This window comes from Geobacillus kaustophilus, from assembly GCF_000948285.1.
GTDB classification, from domain to species: Bacteria; Bacillota; Bacilli; order Bacillales; family Anoxybacillaceae; genus Geobacillus; species Geobacillus thermoleovorans_A.
This window is the reverse complement of sequence record NZ_JYBP01000003.1, coordinates 2,398,318-2,418,041: the sequence shown is the minus strand read 5'-3', so window position 1 is coordinate 2,418,041 and position 19,724 is coordinate 2,398,318. Positions and strand designations below refer to the sequence as shown.

The window sequence follows — 19,724 nt, the reverse complement described above, 5'->3', positions numbered from 1 at the left end:
CGCTTCTATAACGAAGTGAAGCTTCGGAGACCAATAAATGGATCCTTCGAAGCGAGGTTGTTCAGTCGTCCGACAGTCGCTGACATGTCGGCTGGCTTCACAAAAAGAAACAAACGTTAACGTTTCAGATTGCCTCCATATAACCCGCAGCCGGAAGGGCGTTTTTTTCTTCCTAAAAGCGAACGTATGTGCTAAAATAAAACAAATAAAGGAAACGAATGGTGGTGGATACAATGTCGCTGCGGTTTTTGCTCGGGCGGTCGGGAAGCGGGAAAACGGCTGTCTGCCTTGCAGAAATTCGCCGCCAGCTGCAAGAGGATCCAAAAGGAAGGGCGATCGTCTATCTCGTTCCGGAGCAAATGACATTTCAATGCGAATACGCGTTGATACATACCGAGGGAGTGGGCGGGATGATTCGCGCCCAAGTGTTCAGCTTCACCCGCCTCGCTTGGCGCGTACTGCAGGAAACAGGCGGCATGACCCGGTACCACATTCATGATGTTGGCGTGCAGATGATGATCCGCAAAATTATTGAGCAGCGCAAACAAGAGCTGAAACTGTTTGGCCGCGCGGCGGACAAACATGGTTTTATCGAGCAGCTCAACGAAATGATCGCCGAATGCAAACGGTATTGCCTGACGCCGGGCGAACTCCGCCGACATGCCGAGGCGTTCGAGGATGGGCCAAACCAGTCGGGCCGCCGCTTGCTCGCTGACAAGTTGAGCGATGTCGCGCTCGTGTATGAGGAACTTGAGCGGAGTCTTATCGGCCACTATCTTGATTCGGAAGATTATTTGCGCTTGCTCGCTGAGCATATTCCGCGCTCAAGTTATTTGAGGGATGCCGATATTTACATCGACGGCTTTCATCATTTTGCGCCGCAAGAATATATGATCATCGAACAGCTTCTTCGCCATTGCCGGCGCGTCACCGTTTGTTTGACGATCGACCGTCCGTATGACGACGGAATGCCGGACGAACTTCATCTCTTTTATTTGCCGGCGCAAACGTACCGCCAGCTGAGGGAGTTGGCGCTAAGCAATGAGATTGCGATCGAAGAGCCGATCGTGCTTTCGGCCAACCTCCGCCATGAAGACAGGGCGCTCGTTCATCTTGAGGCGCAATTTCACCGCCGCCCGTTGCTTCCATATGGTGCAAAGACCGATGCCGTCCATCTTTATGAGGCGTCCAATCGCCGAGCGGAAATCGAGGCGGTCGCACGCGAAATCATCCGCCTTGTCCGCGATGAAGGGGCGCGCTATCGCGACATTGCGCTGATCATCCGCCAGACGGAGGCGTACCGCGAACTGGTGAAAACGGTGTTTTTTGATTTTGGGATCCCGTATTTTATGGATGAAAAAGAACCGATGCACCACCACCCGCTCATTGAACTCGTGCGCGCTGCCTTAGAGACGGTCGTGACGCGCTGGCGATATGAAGCGGTGTTTCGGGCGGTGAAAACGGATTTGCTTTTTCCGGCCGACGGAGACTTGGTCATGTGGCGCGAGGCGGCCGACAAGCTCGAAAACTATGTGCTTGCTTACGGAATCAAAGGAGATAAGTGGACAAACAATGAGCGCTGGACGTATCGGCGCTATCAGGCGCTTGACGGTTTGAACGTACCACAGACGGACGAAGAGCGGCAGTTTGAGGACAAGCTCAATCAATGGCGTGAGGCGTTGGCCGCTCCGCTTCGCCGATTGGAGCGCCGTCTGCGCCGGGCGGAGGACGGACGCGGGTTTTGTATGGCATTATATCTGTTTTTGGAAGAATTGCAGATTCCAAAAAAACTAGAGAAAATGAGCGCGCAAGCGGAAGCGGACGGCCGCCTCGTTGAAGCGCGCCAGCATGAACAGGCGTGGAACGCCGTCGTCGATTTGCTTGACCAATATGTAGAAATGCTCGGGACAGAATCACTGCCGCTCGCTGAGTTTGTCAAGATTATCGAAGCTGGGCTCGATCGGTTGGAGTTCTCCCTTGTGCCGCCGGCAATGGACCAGGTGATCGTCGCTCAGCTTGATCGCTCTCGTTTGATTGACATCAAGTATGCGTTCGTCATCGGCGCCAACGATGGCGTTATTCCAGCGAAAGTGAAGGAAGACGGGCTGATGGCGGAAGTGGAGCGCGAGCAGCTGCGTGAGTTGGGGGTGGCGCTCGCCCCAGGGGGGCGGGAGCAGCTGTTTTATGACCCGTTTTTTGTCTACTTGGCACTTGTTTGTCCGAGCCAGCGGCTGTATGTTACATATCCGCTTGCTGATGGGGAAGGGAAAGCGTTGATGCCGTCGCTGCTCATCAAGCAGCTTACGGAACTGTTTCCGCATGCGCCGGTGCATCTGTGCGGCAACGACCCGTTCGACGCCCCGGCAGAAAAAGCAGAGGCGTTCGTGACTGCGCCGCGGGCGACGCAAACGTATTTGATCAGCCAGCTCCGAGCATGGAAGCGCAACTACGGCATCGATCCGCTTTGGTGGGATGTGTATAACACGTTCATCGGCCATCGGGACTGGAAGGAGCAGGTGCGGCATGCCGTCTCCGCGCTCTTTTATACAAACGGAGCGACGCCGCTCAAAAAACAGTGGAGCCAGCGGCTGTATGGCAAAAAAATTCAGGCGAGCGTCTCGCGCATGGAGCAGTTTCAAAAATGCCCGTACGCCCATTTCGCATCGCACGGGCTGCGGTTGAAAGAACGCAACGTTTTCCGACTTGAGGCGCCGGATGTTGGGCAATTGTTCCATGCCGCCATCAAGCAAATCGCCGACCGGCTGCGCGAACAGCATCTTGATTGGCGCGAACTGTCAAGACCAGACTGTGAACGGCTGTCGGCCGAAGCGGTCGAGCGAATCGCCCCGCTCATCCAGCAGCAAGTGCTCTCAAGCTCTCATCGCTATGAATATATGAAACGAAAATTGAAACATGTCGTTGCCCGTACAACCCATGTGTTAAGTGAGCATGCGCGGGCGAGCGGTTTCGTTCCGATCGGACTTGAGCTGTCATTCGGCCCCAATGGCGACCTGCCGCCGCTTCGGTTTCGACTGCCCGACGGAACAGTGATGGAGCTTGTTGGGCGGATCGACCGCGTCGATAAAGCGGAAAGCAGCCAAGGAGTGCTTCTTCGCATCATCGATTACAAATCGAGCGCGAAAACGCTCGATTTGACGGAAGTATATTACGGCCTGGCGCTGCAAATGCTCACCTATCTGGACATCGTGCTGACGTATGCCGAACAGCTTGTCGGGCAGCCAGCTTTGCCAGCCGGGGTGCTTTATTTTCACATCCACAATCCGATCGTTCAAGCGAAGCAATGGGTGGATGATGAGGTCGAAATGGCGAAAAAGCTGCTGGAACCGTTTCGGATGCGCGGACTGTTGCTCGCTGATGTCGAGGCGATCCGGCTGATGGACAGCCGAACGGAAGACGGACAATGGTCGCTGATTGTGCCTGCTCAGCTTACGAAAAGCGGGTCGATCCATTCTCGTTCATCGGTGGCGAGTCCATCCGACTTTGCCGCGCTTCGCGAGCATGTCCGCCGTTTGTTCATCGACATCGGCGGGCAAATCGCCGACGGCGTTGTGTCGATCGCCCCGTACAAGTTGAAAGATAAAACAGCGTGTGAGTTTTGCGTCTTCAAACCGGTCTGCCAATTTGATGAGGCACTCTCCGGCAACGAATACCGGAAGCTTGCCCCGCAGACGAAGGAAGCGGTCATCGAAAAACTAGCGGAAGGGAAGGAAGAATAATGAACGCCACGATTCGTCCGAAGCCGGCTGGGAGCCGATGGACGGATGAACAATGGAAGGCGATCGCCGCCGGCGGCCGGGACATTCTCGTCGCCGCGGCGGCCGGATCCGGGAAAACGGCCGTTCTCGTCGAACGGATCATCCAAAAAGTGACGGCGGAAGAAGGAGCGGTCGATATCGACCGGCTGCTTGTCGTTACCTTTACCAATGTGGCAGCCGCAGAGATGAAAGCAAGAATCAGCGAGGCGCTCGAGCGGGAATTGGCCAAGCGTCCGCATTCGCTCCATTTGCGGCGTCAACTCAGCCTGCTTCCCCGTGCCGCGATCTCGACGCTCCATTCCTTTTGCTTGGATGTCATTCGCAAATATTACTATTTGCTTGATTTGGAACCATCGTTTCGCATCGCGGATGAAACGGAAATCGAGCTGTTGAAAGAGGATGTCCTTGAAGAGCTGCTCGAGGAGGAATACGGAAAGCCGGACAACGAGCGGTTTTTCGCTGTCGTGGATGCCTATACGGGCGACCGGAGCGATGCGGAGCTGCAGGAGATGATTGTCTCCCTTTATGAATTTTCCCGCTCCCATCCGGAACCAGATGAATGGTTGGCCGGTTTGACCTCGATGTATGATGTCGACGAACGAACAGATATAAAGACGCTGCCAGCAGCCCGCTATATCGCGCAACATGCCGCGATGGAGCTAGCGGCGGCCAAACGGCTGATCCGAAGGGCGCTTGAGCTCGCCGAAGAACCGAGCGGGCCGCGGCCGTATGCCGAGCGGCTGCGCGAAGATCTGGAGATGATCGCCAAGTTAGAGGCGCAACTTTCCGGGCCGTGGGCTGAGCTGCATCGAGCGCTAAAGGCGCTGTCGTTTGGGCGGCTGCCGGCTTGCCGCGGCAAGGATTATGACGGGCGGCTGATCGATGAAACAAAGTCGCTGCGCGATCAGGCGAAAAAGAAAATGGAAGCGCTGCGCGACAATGTGTTTTCGCTCGATCCATCCGTTTGGCTCCGCCATATGCGGGAAATGAAGCCGATCGTTGAAACGATCGCTGCCCTCGTCCGCCGTTTTGCCGTCATGTTCCAAGCGGCGAAACGGGAAAAAGGCATCGTTGATTTTTCCGACTTGGAACATTATTGTTTGCATATTTTGCGGCGGCGCGATCCAGAAACGGGCGAATGGCAGCCTTCCTCCGCCGCCTTGGAATACCAGGCGCAGTTTGATGAAGTGCTTGTTGACGAGTATCAAGATACGAACCTCGTTCAAGAAGCGATTTTGCAACTGGTGAAAAAAGGGAGCGAACGAACAGGCAATTTGTTTATGGTCGGCGACGTGAAACAGTCGATTTACCGATTCCGCCTTGCCGAGCCGATGCTGTTTTTGGACAAATACAAACGATTCACCGCCGACGGGGAAGAAGGGGGGATGAAAATCGATCTCGCGAGCAACTTCCGCAGCCGCCGCGAAGTGCTTGACGGGACGAATTTTCTGTTTGCGCAACTCATGGGGGAAACCGTCGGCGAAATGGTTTACGACGAAGCGGCGCAGTTGAAATACGGCGCCGATTACCCGGAAAGGGAGGATGCGGCGCCGGAAGTCATGATCATCAATCGGCAGCGTGCGGCGGAAGAGGACGAAGAGGAAGCATCGGAATGGGAAGCGGCGGAACTCGAGGCGCGGCTGATGGCGAAAAAAATCAAAGAGATTGTTTCCACTCCGTTTTATGTATACGATCGTTCGAGCGGGCAGCCGCGGCGCGCCATGTACCGTGACATCGTCATCCTTGTCCGCTCGATGACGCATGCGCCGCAGATGATCGAGCAGCTGCAGGCGCAAGGCATCCCGGCGGCCGCGGATTTATCGTCCGGCTACTTTCAGGCGACGGAAATTTCCGTCATGCTCTCGCTGTTAAAAGTAATCGACAACCCGCACCAAGACATTCCGCTCGCCGCGGTGCTCCGGTCGCCGCTCTTTCGCTTTGACGAGAACGAACTCGCCATGATTCGCCTTGCCGATCCAAAAGGCACGTTTTATGAAGCGCTCTGTTCATTTCGGCAAAAGCCGGCGGAAACGGAAGAAGAGGCCAACACCCAAAGGAAAGCGGCGGCTTTCTTAGAGCGGCTCGAGGGCTGGCGTACGATGGCGCGCCGCCGCTCATTAGCTGATCTCATTTGGAAGCTGTACCGCGATACGCAATTTTACGATTTTGTCGGCGCACTGCCGGGCGGCAGGCAGCGGCAGGCGAATTTGCGCGCTTTGTATGACCGCGCGCGGCAGTACGAGTCGACGTCGTTTCGCGGCTTGTTTCGCTTTCTTCGCTTCATCGAGCGGCTGCAAGAGCGCGGGGACGATTTAGGGGCGGCCCGGCCGCTCAGCGAGCAGGAAGACGTCGTGCGCATCATGACGATTCACAGCAGCAAAGGATTGGAATTTCCGATCGTATTTCTCGCCGGGCTTGCGCGTTCGTTTCATACGCGCGATTTGCATCACCCATATTTGCTTGATAAAGAGCTGGGCTTTGCCGCCCGCTTTGTCCACCCGCGGCTGCGCATCAGTTATCCGACGCTGCCGCTGTTGGCCATCCAAACGAAAAAGCGGCTTGAACTGCTCGCTGAGGAGATGCGCATTTTGTATGTCGCGCTCACAAGGGCAAAAGAGAAGCTGTATTTGTTGGCGTCGGTCAACGATGCGGCCAAGGAGATTGAAAAATGGAAAAGCGCTGCTTCGGAACGCGGCTGGCTTCTCCCCGACGATGTGCGGGCTTCGGCCCGCTCCTACTTGGATTGGATCGGCCGGGCGCTCATCCGTCATCGTGATGGGGGGACGCTTGCGGGAACGAAGGCGCCTGAAGAGGTCGCCTCCCACCCGTCTGTATGGCGCATCGCCATCGTGCCGGCCGCCGATTTGCGCGGCGAAGAGGCTGCGAGGGAGGAGATGGATGGCGGCGTGCTTCTTGCCCTCGAACAAGGGCGATCCGTTCCCGTAGAAGGAGGGTGGCAGAAGGAGGTCAAACGCCGCTTGTTGTGGCGGTATTCGCATGAGAAAGAAACGGCCGTGCGCGCCAAGCAATCGGTGTCAGAACTCAAAGAACATCGTGCGCTCTTTGGTGAGCAAGCGGACGAATGGCGGCCGCACCAAGGGCCGGCCCCGGTGTTTTCCCGGCCGCGCTTCATGCAGGAGAAAACGTTGACGCCGGCTGAAAAAGGGATGGCGCTCCATATCGTCATGCGCCATCTCGATTTGCAAGCGCCGCTTGATGAATCGTCGATCCGCAGTCAAATCGCCCGCCTTGTTGAAAAAGAGCTGCTGTCGGCAGAACAAGCCGAAGCGGTCGACATAGCGGCGATCGCTGCCTTTTTCACTGCAGATCTTGGCCGCCGCCTTTGCGCCGCCCGCGAAGTGCACCGTGAAGTGCCGTTCAGCTTGGGGCTTCCGGCAGATGAACTGTACGGCGGCGAAGGAATGGAGAAGGGCCGGCGCGTCCTTGTGCAAGGGGTGATCGATTGCGTGTTTGCCGACGAGCGCGGCTATGTGATGATCGACTATAAAACCGATGAAGTAACCCGCCGTTTTGCCGGACAAAAGGAAGAAGCGGCCCGTTTTCTGCTCAGCCGCTACGGAACGCAAATGCGCTTGTATCGGCGGGCCATCGAGCAAATTTGGCGCGCGACGGTGGCGGAATGCTATTTGTATTCGTTTGACGGCGGATTTGTTGTAGCTGTTGAGTGATGCAAGGGGGAGAGAGAATGCGCATTTTGCATACCGCGGATTGGCATTTCGGGCGAACGCTCGAGGGGCGGAGTCGGATGGCTGAGCAAGAGGCGTTTGTTGATGAGCTTGTGGAGATTGTCAAGAAAGAACAAATCGACATCATCCTTGTGGCCGGCGATGTATTCGACTCCGTCAATCCGCCGGCCGCTGCGGAACAACTGTTTTATGAAAGCCTCGCCCGCCTGTCCGACAAAGGACGCCGCCCGGTGGCGGTCATCAGCGGCAACCACGACCACCCCGACCGGATCAGCGCCGCCCGGACGTTGATGTGTGCGCACAACATTTTTCTTTTCGGCCGCCCGCAAGCGGCTGTTTGCCGGATTGACGTCCCGTCATGCGGGGAAACGATGATGCTTGCTCCATTGGCCTATCCGTCCGAATCGCGCCTTGCTGAGCTGTTGTCATCCGACTGTAAGGAGACGACGATGCGCGATCGGTACGATGACCGCATCCGCGCTTTGTTAGCGGCGATGGCAGCCTCGTTCACAGCGGAGACGGTCAATGTCGCGATGAGCCATCTTTACGTCGCCGGCGGACGTACGTCCGATTCCGAGCGGCCGATTGAAGTCGGCGGCGCTTATACGGTGGCGGCTGAGAGCTTGCCGAAAGCCGCGCAATATGTGGCGCTTGGCCATCTGCACCGGCCGCAGGATGTCAAGCGGGCCAAGACGGCGGCGCGCTATTCTGGCTCGCCTTTGGCGTACAGCTTTTCCGAAGCCGGTCAAGCCAAATCGGTCACGGTCGTTGACGTGCATCCAGGCGGCGCGGCCAAGGTGGCGGAGATACCGCTCGCTGCCGGCAAACCGCTCATCCGTTGGAAGGCGACAGAGGGGCTCGCTCAAGTATACCGTTGGTGTGAGGAAGGAAGAGACCGATCAAGCTGGATCGATTTGGAGATCCATGTGACCGAGTCGTTGACAATGGAAGAAATTGATCGGCTGCGCAAGCTCCATCCCGGATTTGTCCACATTCGCCCGGTGCTTCCCAATCGGCCGGAAGAGATGATGGAAATGAGCCGCGAGCCGCTTTCACTTGAAGAAATGTTTCATCGCTTTTACGAACGGCAGACTGGGGGACAAACGCCAGATGAAGAGCTCGTCCGCCTCTTTTTGGAGCTGGCGGCGGAAGAAGAGAAGGAAGGAGAGGGAGAATGAAACCGATCTCGCTGACGATCGCCGGGCTTCATAGCTTTCGTGAAAAGCAGACGATCGATTTCACCGCGCTGTGCGACGGCGGCGTGTTCGGCATTTTCGGACCGACCGGAAGCGGCAAATCAACGATTTTAGACGCCATGACGCTCGCCTTGTTCGGCAGTGTCGAGCGGGCGGCCAACCGCACGCAGGCGATCATCAACCACGCGGAGCAAGAGCTGTTCGTCTCGTTTACGTTTGAGTTGGAAAACGCGGCAGGAGTGAAACGATATACAGTCGAACGCAGCTTGAAAAAGGTGGACGAGTGGCGGACGCGCAGCGCCGTTTGCCGTTTGATTGAGCACCGGTCCGAGCCGATCGTGCTCGCTGATAAACTGTCAGATGTGGACAAGGCGATCGGGCAATTGCTTGGCTTGACGATGGAAGATTTCACTCGGGCGGTCGTCTTGCCGCAAGGAAAATTTGCCGAATTTTTATCGCTCAAAGGGTCGGAGCGGCGGCAAATGTTGCAGCGCCTCTTCCATCTTGAGCGGTATGGCGATCAGTTGAACAAAAAGCTGAAAGACCGGCTCGCGGCGGCGGAGCAAGAATGGGAAAAAATCGAAGCGGAAAAAGCAGGGCTCGGAGACGCTTCAAAAGCGGCGCTTGAGCAGGCAGAGGCGGATGTGCGGGAGCTCGCGGGGCTGTTTGCCAAGCGAAAAAAAGAGCTTGAGGAAGTCGAAGCGGATGTGGAACGAACAAAACAACTATGGGAGTGGCAACAAGAAAAAGAAGCGGTCGAACAAGAGCTCGCCGCGCTGCGCCGACATGAATCCGGCATCCGCGAGCTTGAGGAGAAAAAGGAGCGCGCTGAGCAAGCGGAGCGCATCTGGCCGTATTGGGAGCAGTGCGAGCAGGCATGCCGCTTGCGGGCAGAGGCGTTTCGTCGGCATGAAGAACTGGCGCGTCGGTTAGAGGAAGCCCAATCGAGTTATGAAGAAGCGGTGCGCCGTTATGAACGGGCTCGCCAAGAAAAGGCGCAGCGCGAACCGGAATTGCTTGCCCAGATGGAACGGCTGCGGCAGGCGGAGCAGCTCGAGCGGCAAATGGAAGCGCTCAGGCAGGAGCTCGCGGCCCTCAATGAAGAACGGGAGCGCCTCATCGCCAAGGAGAAGGCAGCCGCGCGCCGGTTTGAAGAGGCGTCGGCCTGGTATGAGCGCGGCGCGAAGCGGCAGCAGGAGCTAAAAGAAGAGCTGAAACGGCATGAAGAGGCGCTGGCTGGAAAAGATGAGTCAGAGCGGGCGTACAGGCAGAAGCAGAATATTGAGCAGGCGGCGTCGGCCATCGCTCGCGTCGATGCCCAGCTTCGGCAAAAGGAGGCTGTTTGGCGCCGGTCGAAAGAGGAAAAGTTGGAGAGGGAACGCCGAGCAGCTGCTGTCAGTTCCCGGCTTCACGAGCTGTTCCGGCGTGTGGAACAGACGTATCGTTTCGTCTGCAGGCGGCAGCAGGACGCTGAAAAACAATTGTATACTTTCCAGAAAGCCATGGAGGCGGAGCGGCAGCGAGCGGAGGAAGCGCGGACGGCGCAACTCGCCTCTGCCTTGGCTGAGCGGCTCCGCCCCGGCGAGCCGTGTCCAGTGTGCGGATCGCGCGAGCATCCGCACCCGGCCGTTGCAATGCACGATGTCCAGCCAAGCCGGCTGTCGGAGCTTGAAGCGGAGCGGCAGCGATATCAACAAGACTGGCAAACGGTCGTTTCGTTCAAGGCACAGCTCGAGCAGCTCGCTGAGCTGGCGGTAGGCCATGAAGCGCCGCCTGTGTTTGCCGAAAGCGGCTCGGTGGAGGAGACCGTCGACCTTACGGTGGAAGTGCGGGCGCTGGCGCAAGATGTCATCGAATTGAAAGAAGCTGTGTACCGGGCGCTTGCCGAATGGAACGAAGCCGAGTCAGCGCGGCGCGAAGCGGAGAAAGCGTACCAATGGATAGCGGTTGACATCGAAGCGCTGCAAGCTGAAAAGCAGCGGCTGGAGGAAGGGCGAAGTCAGCTTGAACAGCAATGGCGACAGATGTATCCTTTCCTTTCGCTTGAGACGATCGATGCTGTGTATGAACAGCTACGTGAACGGGAAAAAGTGCGGCGCGACGTGCAAAAACGGCTGGAGGACAGCGTGCTGTTTTTAGAGGAAAAACAGCGGGCCAAAGAGGAAGCGGCTGAAGAGCGGCGCCGGCTTGAGACGGAGCGGGTGCGTCTTGACTCGCTGATTAGCGCCAAGCAGCAGCAATGGAACGAATATGAGCGGCAACGGGGCGAGAAGGCGGGCTCAGGCCCAGCGGCCGTGCAGCTTCAGAAGGCGGAGGCCGAATGGCGCCAGTTGCAAAACGGCGAGCAACAGGCGTATGAGGCCTGGCAGCGAGCCCAGCGGGAATATCGAATGCTTGAAAGCGAAACAAAAGCAGCCAAGCAGGCGTGGGAAGAAAGCGTCCGCCGCGAAGAAGAGGCGCTCGCTCGCTGGCGCGGCGCGCTTTCGGACACCATGTTTGCCGATGCCGAACAAGTCAAGCAAGCGAAGGCGGAAAAAGCGGAGCGGGATGAATGGAATGAGGCAATCCGCCGCTATTGGCGCCAAATCGAGCAAGCCGAACATCGCCTCGCCCAGCTGGCCGCCGCCATCGGAGGGGCGGCGGTGAGCGCTGAACAATGGGAGACGATGCAGTGTGTATACGCCGAGTTGAAGGAGCAAGTGGAGGCGATGACGCAGCAGCTCGGGGCGGCTCAAGCGAAGGTAGAAGAGTTGAGAAAAAAACATAGCCGCTTTGTTGAACTGGAGGAGAAGCAGGCGGAGCTCAGCCGGCGCATCGAGCGGTATAAACAGCTGCAGGCGCTGCTTCGCGGCAACAGCTTTGTCGAATTTATGGCTGAAGAGCAGCTCGAGCAAGTAACCGCCATGGCTTCGGAACGGCTGCAGCGGCTGACACGGCACCGGTATTCGCTCGAATTGGATTCGCAAGGCGGGTTTCTGATCCGCGATGATGCCAATGGCGGCGTCAGACGGCCGGTATCGACGCTCTCGGGTGGGGAGACATTTTTGACGTCACTGTCGTTGGCGTTGGCGTTATCGGCGCAAATTCAGCTGCGCGGCGAGTATCCGCTCCGCTTTTTCTTCTTGGACGAAGGGTTTGGCACCCTCGACGCTGAGCTGCTTGAGACGGTCATTTCCGCCTTGGAAAAGCTACATACCGAGCAACTAGCGGTCGGCGTCATCAGTCATGTTCAAGAAATTCGCAACCGTCTGCCGCGACGGCTCATCGTCGAACCGGCTGAACCGTCCGGACGTGGCACGCGCGTCTGGCTGGAAATGATTTGACACTCCGCACGCCTAAAGGCGTGGGATTCTTGGGTCGCTCACGTCCTCATCCATTTCTGGTTCGGACAACGCCCAAGTTCAGGGGTGTGTCATCACCCCATCCCATCGGGTTAGGATGTACCCCCATGGGCGGCGCACCTGTGACCAGTGCGCTAGGTTAGACGGCGAAGCCCGAAATCGCTTTGGCGATGTTGATGGCGCCATTCAAGTCGGCGTGGAGAGTGTATCCACACCTTTGGCATCGAAAGCGGATGCCGTTTCGGTTCGCTTTCTCTCGATAACCACATTTACACGTTTGGCTCGTGTAGGTTGGATTCACCCACTCAACGCGAATGCCCGCCATTTCCGCCTTATAGGCAATCATCGTTTGCAGTTGATGAAACGCCCAAGCATGAAGGCTTCGCCCCGCTTCTTTGGCCGATGTTGCCCGCTTGCGAATCCCCGTCAACTCTTCCATTCGAATCACGCCAACACCGTTGGCGAGCGCAAAATTCACGATTTGACGGCTGATTTTGTGATTTTGATCCTTCATCCAGCGGGACTCTTTACGGCCGATTTTGCGAATCATATGGAGCTTCTTGGCTTTTCCTAATCTCCTTCGCAAAGCCGCATATCGTCGGCGTACAAAGGCGCATTGGTTCCCTTTGAAAAACCACGATTTCGTTCCCACGCTGGCCACAGCGATATAGCGAAGCCCAACGTCAACGCCCATCACCTTTGTTTCGTGCCGCGGCTTCACGTCAAAGGTGATCGCGATCGCCAAGTACCATTTCTTTCTCTTTTTGTAGAGCTTGGCTGCCCCTTGTTTAGCGGTTCCATCGAGCAGCCGATTCAGCCATGCTTCTTGATAGGGGCGCGTGACGACCGGCACGCCAATTCGCTTCTCCAGTGTGGGGAAGGAAACCGTGTAGAACTCTCCTTTCTTTTCCACCTTCACGTTTTGATTGTTAAAGCAACACCATAATGTTCGAAACTTCTTTGTTTTCTGGTTTTTCTTTTGGGACTTCACTTCTCGAATCGTCTGATTCACGACAGCGGAAGGAAACCGCTGCGACGAAAACTCTTTAAATAGTTTGCTCGTCGCTTGATTCAGCTCGGGATGATTCAACAGCCAATTGGCAAACGCGGTATTCACTTCTGTCATCCGTTCATACATGCCCTGTTTCACTTTCGTTGGGTTGTGCAGCTCCAGCCTTAGTGTGATGGTCGGCATGGATTCACCTCCTTGCGACGATTACATGATACCGCTTTTTTCATCATCATTCAATAATATGAAGAAAACGGCTCGCTTTCATCCCACCCCTCAAGGAGCGGGCTTTCTCGCTCGCTGATCTGTAAATGGATAGCCCGTTGAGCTGAACGGGCTCTTGGGAAATAATGGAGGGAGGCGGTCGCAAAAGGTTGGTTTCCTTTCGATCAAGCACAATGTATGTTTTTTTAGATATAGAGGTAAATAAAAAGGTGTCCGGATCCTTTTGGGACACCTTCTCTTTTTGGTTTCCGCAGCGTTCGGCTGATAAGGTTGATGTTGGCAAATGAAAGGTGAGGGGATTCGTTTTCTGCAACGTTCAGTTGTTGGCGGCCACGTTTTGGTCGGATACATCCGGATCAAACGCGTTTGTAAAGCTGATGGCGTTGTTCGTCATCACAAAGTCGCCGGTGTTGAACCCGCCGGATCCGGCTTGCGTTTTCGTGGCGACTTTCGGCGCGATGTACAGACAGTCGCCCATTTGAACGACAGCTCCGCTGCTGACGTTGTTGATTTTAATCGGGCCGACAAACGAAGGCATTATGAATCCCTCCCTCTTGTTGGCGCGCTCGACTCAGATCCGGCCAGCTGGCGGATATGTTTAATTCTTGCCTCTGCCTCTGCTGTTGAGGTCGAGCCGATATGGACGATGGCGGACGAAGAAATGGCGAGCACACGCACAGACTGAACGGAAATGACCGGGGACTCATGGAGCGTTTGGCGTGCGGCTGCCGGCGGTGGAGAAGTCCAGCGCGGGATCGGCTTCGCAAAAACAGGGAATATTTGTTCTCCTTCTGGACCAAAAAATAGTTCATATTGCCGCTGAACGGCAAAGGCGCGCGTGCGGGCGGAAATTCGCTCTGAGTCGCCGATTTGCAGCACAGAGCTAATGATGAGTGTTTCCGCATGGAACGTTTGCACAACTGACGTTCGTTTCACGGCGTATCCCCTCGGGCCGGCACAAGCGGGACGAACGGGCCGATGATAAGCGATTCAGGCGGTGTGTCAAACGCTGATGACAAGTGAATCGCATCGGCGTCGCCGATTAAAAACAACGAGGCACTGACGACGGCCACGAGGCGGATGTCGCCAACATGCAAATGGCGATTGATCACTGTATAATTCACGTCGATCCCTCCCCTGAAGGCAAATGTTTCAAAAACGCATCGAGCGATTGTTCGATATCGGCTTTCACTTTTTGAAAAATTTCATTTTCGACCGCCTCATCGCGGTCACCGGACGGGACGTAGCCATGGTTGGCTTTCTCTTGCAAATAGAAGCGGATGCGTTCATCTGTTTGCCGGGCGATGTCTTGCAAAATGAACTGGCGGTACGTATCGTCAAGGCGGCGGTCGTATTGCTGCTCAAGGCGTTTTAGCGTTTCCGACGCTTCCCCATTGAGATAGGCGGCTACTTTTTCTTGAATCGGGCGCATCAGCACCGGTTCCGGCTTTGGAATCACGGTTTTGACCGGTTCGACGGCAAAGTCTTCAATTGTACCGCCGGCTCCGGGCGGAGCGATCCCGATGTTTAGCGTTCCTTCGAGTGTTTCCACTTTGAGCTGGTCAAATTTATACTCAATTCGTTCGATCGATGTGCGCGGCTGAGCCTCCATTTCCCGAAGACGGGCTTCGAGTGCGTGGAGACGGCGTTCCAGCGCCCGTATTTTTTTTGTTTGCCATAATAAATAGCGGTGCAGCTTGACGAAATACTCGTAAATGCTCATTGTGCACCATCATCCTCTCCAAAGAGCCCTCTTACTTCAATATATGGACGGCCTGTCGCTCTCATCACTTTTTTCCGCTGAATTTAACGGGTTGCTGAATGGAGAGGAACGAGGGGAGCGGATGCACCGGGCGGCACGGTTGCTTGCGGGGCTGGGCCGGTGAATCCGCCGGTGTTGGCAAGCGTCGAGAGCGCTTGAATGCTGCCGGCGCTTCCAATTTGCAAAACGGACGAATTGGTGACCGAGCCGATCCGCAACTGATGGATGTAAATGCTTTGGCTGATGTAAACGCGCACCCTTCTTCTCCTCCTTCAAACGTTTCCGACGACATTTTCATCGGCGACATCGGCGTCATTCGTATTCGTATTGCTGTAGTAGTTGTAAATATGAAGCCCGTCGCCGGTGTTAAACGAACCGGCCCCGGCGAACGTTTTCGTTACGCTTTGCGGGGAAATGGCAAACACATCGCCAATATGGAACACGCCGCTGCTTCCGATGCTGTTCAGTTTGACGACTCCGACAAAAGCCGGCATGTGGGCATGCTCCCTTCCATGTTTTTTTCGTCGATACTAGTGTATGGGCGCAAGCTGCGAAACGTTCGCTTTAATTGTTGGCGGTATTATTGGAGTCTACCAAGTCCGGATCGCTTGCATTCGTAAAGCTGACGAACGTATTCGTCTGCAGGAAGTCCCCGTTGTTGCCTCCGCCTGAGCCGGTGTTGGATTTCAACGTGCTCTTTGGTGTGATTTGCAAGACGTCGCCGAAATTCACCGTGCCGTCGCCGCTGACATGGGTGATCTTAATCGGACCGCTAATAAATGAAGGCATGAAGAGCCCCCTCCTTTTTCGTCATGTCGTTATCGTTATTGTATGAAAACGGAGAAAAAACGGTTCAATCCGGGGCGAGAGTCCAATTGGGGGAAGCAGCTCCCGCGTATAATAAAGAAAGGGAACGGGCAGAAAGGAAGGGGAAAGGGGATGCCAGCAATCGTCATTGGTGGGATCAAAGTGACGAACGTAAGCGGCAATGGCACCGTCAACATGGGAGATGTGCTGCAAATCGCTCCGAAAAGCACCACGAAGTCCAATTCAGGCGCCGGCGGTGGCAATACTGGCGATTTCTTGCAAACGAATACGTTTTGCAGCGTCACGAATACGGTCGATCCGGACGTCTCTGATGCCGGGGTGAAAGGAAATAATTAGCGGATGTTGAGACAACTCGCCTAGCATTCGTTTTTTTGGAAATAAAGAAGAAACCGAGTTCTTTTTTGGCGCAATGGAGCGGATTAGCCAAGAAAGAGGGCCGGCTTCAAAAGTCGTTTTACGACCTGTTTTACGACCTTTTGGGACGGGCCCTCTTTTTCTTTATGCCATCTTTGTTATATAATACAATTATAAATTTTCAAAAATATAAAACAAGGGGATGAAAGAATGAATGCGCCGCTCGTGCTCAATCACTTTTTAGATCGCGCCGTAGCCCTCTATGGGGACAAGACAGCCATGATTTGTTCGGGGCGGACGGTGACGTATCGTGAGCTTGGCGAACGGGTGTCGAGGCTTGCCAACGGACTGCGAGGGTTTGGCGTCCATAAAGGCGACCGCGTGGCGTACTTGGCGCCCAACACGCTCGAGATGCTCGAAGGATTTTACGGTGTATTTGAAGTGGGAGGGGTGATGGTGCCGCTGAATACGCGGCTGAAACCGGATGATTACGTTTTCATTTTGAATCACAGCGAAACGAAAGTATTGTTTGTGGATCAGGAGTTGTACGGGCTGATTGCACCGGTCAAAAACAAGCTTGAAACGGTCGAGGAGATCATTGTCCACCATAAAACAGACGCGGCGATTGATGAAATCGCTTACGACGAATGGCTGGACGGCCAGTCTTTGACGCCCGTTCTGCGCCCGATGATCGATGAGAATGATGTATGCAGCTTGCTATATACGAGCGGGACGACAGGCAACCCAAAAGGAGTCATGCTGACGCATCGGAACAACTACTTGCATGCGCTTGTGACGATGCACCATTTGCGTGTGTCCGACCGCGATACGTATTTGCATGTGCTGCCGATGTTCCACGTCAACGGCTGGGGGGCTCCTTTTTACTATACGGCCAATGGAGCAACGCAAATCGGTTTGCGGAAAGTCGATCCAAAGGTCATTTTTGATCTTGTCAAAGAACATCGGGTGACGGTCATGCATATGGCTCCGACTGTGCTCAATATGTTGCTGCAATATTATGAGCAATATCAACCGGACGTCCCGGAAGGCGTGCGGGTCGTCATCGCCGGTTCTGCGCCGCCGCCGGCGTTTGTCGCGCGCGTCGAGGAGAAGCTCGGCTGGGAGTTTATCCAGGTGTACGGCATGACCGAATCGTCTCCGCTCAGCACGATTTCGCTCATTCGTCCGCAGCTTGACGGGCTGACGCTGGAACAAAAGCAGCGGATCAAAGCCAAAGCCGGTTATCCGATGATCGGCTGTGAAGTGAAAGTGGTCGATGAAAACGGCGACGAAGTGCCTCATAATGGCCGGGCGATCGGCGAGGTGATCGTCCGCAGCCATGGCGTCATGAAAGGATATTGGAAAAACGAAGAAGCGACCGCCGCAACGATCCGCGACGGCTGGCTGTACACCGGCGATATGGCGACCGTCGATGAATACGGGCATATTGATATCGTTGACCGGAAAAAGGATATTATTATTAGCGGGGGAGAAAATATTTCCTCGATTGAAGTCGAAGGTGCGCTTTATGAACACCCTGCTGTGCTTGAGGCAGCCGTCATTGCCGCGCCGCACGAAAAATGGGGAGAAACGCCGCATGCGTTCGTTGTTGTCCGCCCAGGGCACAACGTGACAGAGGAAGAGCTGATCGCCTTTTCACGGGAAAAACTGGCTCATTTCAAAGCCATTACGGGTGTCACGTTTGTCGATGAGCTGCCGAAAACAGCCTCCGGAAAAATTCAGAAAGTGCATTTGCGCCGCCAATATTGGGAGGCAATGGGGAAATCGGGCCGCTATGTCAACTGATGATACATGTATGCGCCTTCGGACGAGCAGAAGAGAGCGCGTCGAATGAAATGGATCAAGCGGCGGGCGTGCTGGCAAGGCTGTAAGGCGTCGCCGATTGCGCAGACGGCTAGGCGGTAGAAAGAAGGGAGAAAGCGATGATCAGATCGCCCGAGCGAATCGCGGCGGCGGATGTGCTGCGTGGATTCGCCTTGCTCGGCATTTTGCTTGTCAACATGCGTTATTTTTCCTCGCCGGCGTTATATGGTGACACCATCAAGGACAGCGGCTTCGATCGGACTGTGGCCGCGGTCGTTGACGTGTTGTTTGAAGCGAGCGCGTATCCGCTGTTTGCCTTTTTATTCGGCTTTGGCGCCGTGATGATGTTCCGCCGGCTCAGCAGCCGCGGGGAGCGGCCGATTCCGATTCTTTTGCGCCGTTTCCTTCTTTTGTTGGGGATCGGCGTTGTTCACGCGTTTGGCCTTTGGTTTGGCGATATTTTGATTCCTTATGCGATTGCGGGATTCATCATGCTTTTCTTTTTCGCCGCCCCGCCCCGTTGGTGGGGGGCGGCGGCTGTTGCTGTCTTTTTTCTTTTTCGCGGCCTCATGGCGTTGCTAATGGCCCTCAGCATGTGGGCAGGAGGAACGGAAACAGTTGGCGGCCACGAGGCTGAGGCGGCCGCAGCGGTTCGTCATTATCAAAGTGGAACGTTTGGCGATGTGTTTTGGCAACGTTGGCATGACTGGGCATATGTCAACAGCGATGGCGGGCTGATGTTTACGGTGTTGACCGTATTGCCCTTTTGTTTACTCGGCGGCTATGCCGCCGACCAACGTTGGCTTGAAGCCGACCGTCACTCGCCTGCGAAGCTGCGCCGCCTGATGGGGTGGGCGCTCTGTTTTGGTTTAGCGCTCAAAACCATCCCGTATTGGATTGAGGCCAACGACTTGACCGTGTACATCCAAGACAGCTTCGGAGGCGCCGCATTGGCGGTGTTCTACGCGGCGGCTGCCGTGTTCGTCTGCGGGAAACAAAGCTGGCAGCGCGCTTGGCGGTGGTGGCAAGACGTCGGGAAAATGTCGCTCACCCATTACCTCGCCCAATCGCTCGTTTGCACGTCGCTGTTTTACGGTTATGGGCTTGGGTGGTACGGACGCACAAGTGCATGGCAGGAGACGCTACTCGCGTTTGCCTTGTATGCAGCTGAAGTATGGATGAGTCGCTTTTGGTTCGCGCGTTTTCATTATGGGCCGGTTGAGTGGCTGTGGAGGTGGGGGACATACGGAGCGCGGCCGCCGTTTCGCCGCCGGCCGGGGCAATAAAAACCCCCGCTTACTGGACGGACGGGGAAGGCGATTCAAAAATCCTCGTTTGCTGCAAATATTGATTGATCAATTGGTCCAGCTCTTGGCTGCATTCGATCGTCTCTTTCGCCGTGAACCCATAAGTGAGGGCCAATTCGATCATTTGTTGCCGTTTTTCTTCAATTTGCAACAGAACCATTTCCTTCACCATCAATTCGTTTGAAATGTTGGTTGAGGCATGCCGCGTCGATGCAAGACGTGTGTTGCATGACGAAAGTCGCAATCGACGCCCTAGTGGAAACTAAACATTATTATACATATTACGACGAAAAGAAGGAAGCGATTCGGGAAAATAAGTGATAAATTTTCTAATTTAGACAAAATTCTACAAAAAACAGGACTTTTTCGCCTCGATGGCGAATATCATCCTCAAC

At 55.4% G+C, this 19,724-nt stretch carries 16 protein-coding genes; 7 read left to right on the top strand and 9 right to left on the bottom strand.

What is annotated here, in order from left to right; translation table 11 throughout:
- Nucleotides 1-233: 233 nt before the first annotated feature.
- From addB to LG52_RS12390, 4 genes are read left to right on the top strand one after another with little or no spacing between them, the layout of a single operon-like run.
- Nucleotides 234-3,737: a helicase-exonuclease AddAB subunit AddB gene (addB, locus tag LG52_RS12405; RefSeq protein ID WP_331436721.1), complete on the top strand. Its 3,504-nt coding sequence runs from the start codon at nucleotides 234-236 to the stop codon at nucleotides 3,735-3,737.
- Nucleotides 3,737-7,465, top strand: a complete 3,729-nt coding sequence (addA, locus tag LG52_RS12400; protein ID WP_044732175.1) for a helicase-exonuclease AddAB subunit AddA — start codon at nucleotides 3,737-3,739, stop codon at nucleotides 7,463-7,465. The genes addB and addA overlap by 1 nt, the downstream gene beginning before the upstream one ends.
- 17 nt (nucleotides 7,466-7,482) lie before the next feature.
- The gene (locus LG52_RS12395; RefSeq protein WP_044732174.1) at nucleotides 7,483-8,661 is read left to right on the top strand and encodes an exonuclease SbcCD subunit D; all 1,179 of its coding nucleotides are present in this window, start codon (nucleotides 7,483-7,485) and stop codon (nucleotides 8,659-8,661) included.
- On the top strand, nucleotides 8,658-12,002 hold the full coding sequence (locus tag LG52_RS12390; RefSeq protein ID WP_044732173.1) for an AAA family ATPase: 3,345 nt from the start codon (nucleotides 8,658-8,660) through the stop codon (nucleotides 12,000-12,002). Before LG52_RS12395 ends, LG52_RS12390 begins: the two co-directional genes overlap by 4 nt.
- Nucleotides 12,003-12,159: 157 nt before the next feature.
- On the opposite strand, the gene LG52_RS12385 is transcribed toward LG52_RS12390, so the two are convergent.
- The 8 genes from LG52_RS12385 to LG52_RS12350 all read right to left on the bottom strand — a co-directional run bounded on the left by LG52_RS12385 (nucleotide 12,160) and on the right by LG52_RS12350 (nucleotide 15,805).
- Nucleotides 12,160-13,215: an RNA-guided endonuclease TnpB family protein gene (locus LG52_RS12385; protein WP_014195023.1), complete on the bottom strand. Its 1,056-nt coding sequence runs from the start codon at nucleotides 13,213-13,215 to the stop codon at nucleotides 12,160-12,162.
- Between the two features lie 355 nt (nucleotides 13,216-13,570).
- Nucleotides 13,571-13,792, bottom strand: coding sequence for a spore germination protein (locus LG52_RS12380; RefSeq protein ID WP_011230188.1), 222 nt, complete (start codon nucleotides 13,790-13,792; stop codon nucleotides 13,571-13,573).
- Nucleotides 13,792-14,190, bottom strand: a complete 399-nt coding sequence (locus LG52_RS12375) for a spore germination protein GerPE (RefSeq protein WP_044732172.1) — start codon at nucleotides 14,188-14,190, stop codon at nucleotides 13,792-13,794. Before LG52_RS12375 ends, LG52_RS12380 begins: the two co-directional genes overlap by 1 nt.
- Nucleotides 14,187-14,378: a hypothetical protein gene (locus tag LG52_RS12370; RefSeq protein WP_044732171.1), complete on the bottom strand. Its 192-nt coding sequence runs from the start codon at nucleotides 14,376-14,378 to the stop codon at nucleotides 14,187-14,189. Before LG52_RS12370 ends, LG52_RS12375 begins: the two co-directional genes overlap by 4 nt.
- Nucleotides 14,375-14,977, bottom strand: coding sequence for a spore germination protein GerPC (locus LG52_RS12365; protein ID WP_044732170.1), 603 nt, complete (start codon nucleotides 14,975-14,977; stop codon nucleotides 14,375-14,377). The genes LG52_RS12370 and LG52_RS12365 overlap by 4 nt, the downstream gene beginning before the upstream one ends.
- A gap of 83 nt (nucleotides 14,978-15,060) precedes the next feature.
- Nucleotides 15,061-15,273 carry a spore germination protein GerPB gene (locus tag LG52_RS12360; protein ID WP_044732169.1) on the bottom strand — a complete coding sequence of 71 codons (213 nt, stop codon included), beginning with the start codon at nucleotides 15,271-15,273 and terminating at the stop codon, nucleotides 15,061-15,063.
- Nucleotides 15,274-15,288: 15 nt separating this feature from the next.
- Nucleotides 15,289-15,510, bottom strand: coding sequence for a spore germination protein (locus LG52_RS12355; RefSeq protein WP_011230193.1), 222 nt, complete (start codon nucleotides 15,508-15,510; stop codon nucleotides 15,289-15,291).
- Between the two features lie 70 nt (nucleotides 15,511-15,580).
- A complete protein-coding gene (locus LG52_RS12350) occupies nucleotides 15,581-15,805 on the bottom strand; it encodes a spore germination protein (RefSeq protein WP_044732168.1) in 225 nt (74 codons plus the stop codon).
- Nucleotides 15,806-15,955: 150 nt separating this feature from the next.
- On the opposite strand from LG52_RS12350, the gene LG52_RS12345 reads away from it, so the two are divergent.
- The 3 genes from LG52_RS12345 (at nucleotide 15,956) to LG52_RS12335 (ending at nucleotide 19,308) form a co-directional block, all read left to right on the top strand.
- On the top strand, nucleotides 15,956-16,180 hold the full coding sequence (locus tag LG52_RS12345) for a spore germination protein (protein WP_013523085.1): 225 nt from the start codon (nucleotides 15,956-15,958) through the stop codon (nucleotides 16,178-16,180).
- A 228-nt stretch (nucleotides 16,181-16,408) separates the two neighbouring features.
- Nucleotides 16,409-18,004, top strand: a complete 1,596-nt coding sequence (locus LG52_RS12340; RefSeq protein ID WP_044732167.1) for a fatty acid--CoA ligase — start codon at nucleotides 16,409-16,411, stop codon at nucleotides 18,002-18,004.
- A gap of 137 nt (nucleotides 18,005-18,141) precedes the next feature.
- Complete coding sequence (locus LG52_RS12335; RefSeq protein ID WP_044732166.1) at nucleotides 18,142-19,308, top strand: DUF418 domain-containing protein; 1,167 nt, start codon at nucleotides 18,142-18,144, stop codon at nucleotides 19,306-19,308.
- Between the two features lie 10 nt (nucleotides 19,309-19,318).
- On the opposite strand, the gene LG52_RS12330 is transcribed toward LG52_RS12335, so the two are convergent.
- Nucleotides 19,319-19,489, bottom strand: coding sequence for an aspartyl-phosphate phosphatase Spo0E family protein (locus LG52_RS12330; RefSeq protein WP_011230198.1), 171 nt, complete (start codon nucleotides 19,487-19,489; stop codon nucleotides 19,319-19,321).
- Between the last annotated feature and the right edge of the window lie 235 nt (nucleotides 19,490-19,724).

Coding starts and splice junctions, on each gene's coding strand:
- LG52_RS12350 (WP_044732168.1), bottom strand. CDS start 15,805: ATGCCTTCATTTATTAGCGGTCCGATTAAGATCACCCATGTCAGCGGC.
- LG52_RS12365 (WP_044732170.1), bottom strand. CDS start 14,977: ATGAGCATTTACGAGTATTTCGTCAAGCTGCACCGCTATTTATTATGG.
- LG52_RS12330 (WP_011230198.1), bottom strand. CDS start 19,489: ATGGTTCTGTTGCAAATTGAAGAAAAACGGCAACAAATGATCGAATTG.
- addB (WP_331436721.1), top strand. CDS start 234: ATGTCGCTGCGGTTTTTGCTCGGGCGGTCGGGAAGCGGGAAAACGGCT.
- LG52_RS12355 (WP_011230193.1), bottom strand. CDS start 15,510: ATGCCGGCTTTTGTCGGAGTCGTCAAACTGAACAGCATCGGAAGCAGC.
- LG52_RS12335 (WP_044732166.1), top strand. CDS start 18,142: ATGATCAGATCGCCCGAGCGAATCGCGGCGGCGGATGTGCTGCGTGGA.
- LG52_RS12380 (WP_011230188.1), bottom strand. CDS start 13,792: ATGCCTTCGTTTGTCGGCCCGATTAAAATCAACAACGTCAGCAGCGGA.
- LG52_RS12385 (WP_014195023.1), bottom strand. CDS start 13,215: ATGCCGACCATCACACTAAGGCTGGAGCTGCACAACCCAACGAAAGTG.
- LG52_RS12390 (WP_044732173.1), top strand. CDS start 8,658: ATGAAACCGATCTCGCTGACGATCGCCGGGCTTCATAGCTTTCGTGAA.
- LG52_RS12395 (WP_044732174.1), top strand. CDS start 7,483: ATGCGCATTTTGCATACCGCGGATTGGCATTTCGGGCGAACGCTCGAG.
- addA (WP_044732175.1), top strand. CDS start 3,737: ATGAACGCCACGATTCGTCCGAAGCCGGCTGGGAGCCGATGGACGGAT.
- LG52_RS12345 (WP_013523085.1), top strand. CDS start 15,956: ATGCCAGCAATCGTCATTGGTGGGATCAAAGTGACGAACGTAAGCGGC.
- LG52_RS12340 (WP_044732167.1), top strand. CDS start 16,409: ATGAATGCGCCGCTCGTGCTCAATCACTTTTTAGATCGCGCCGTAGCC.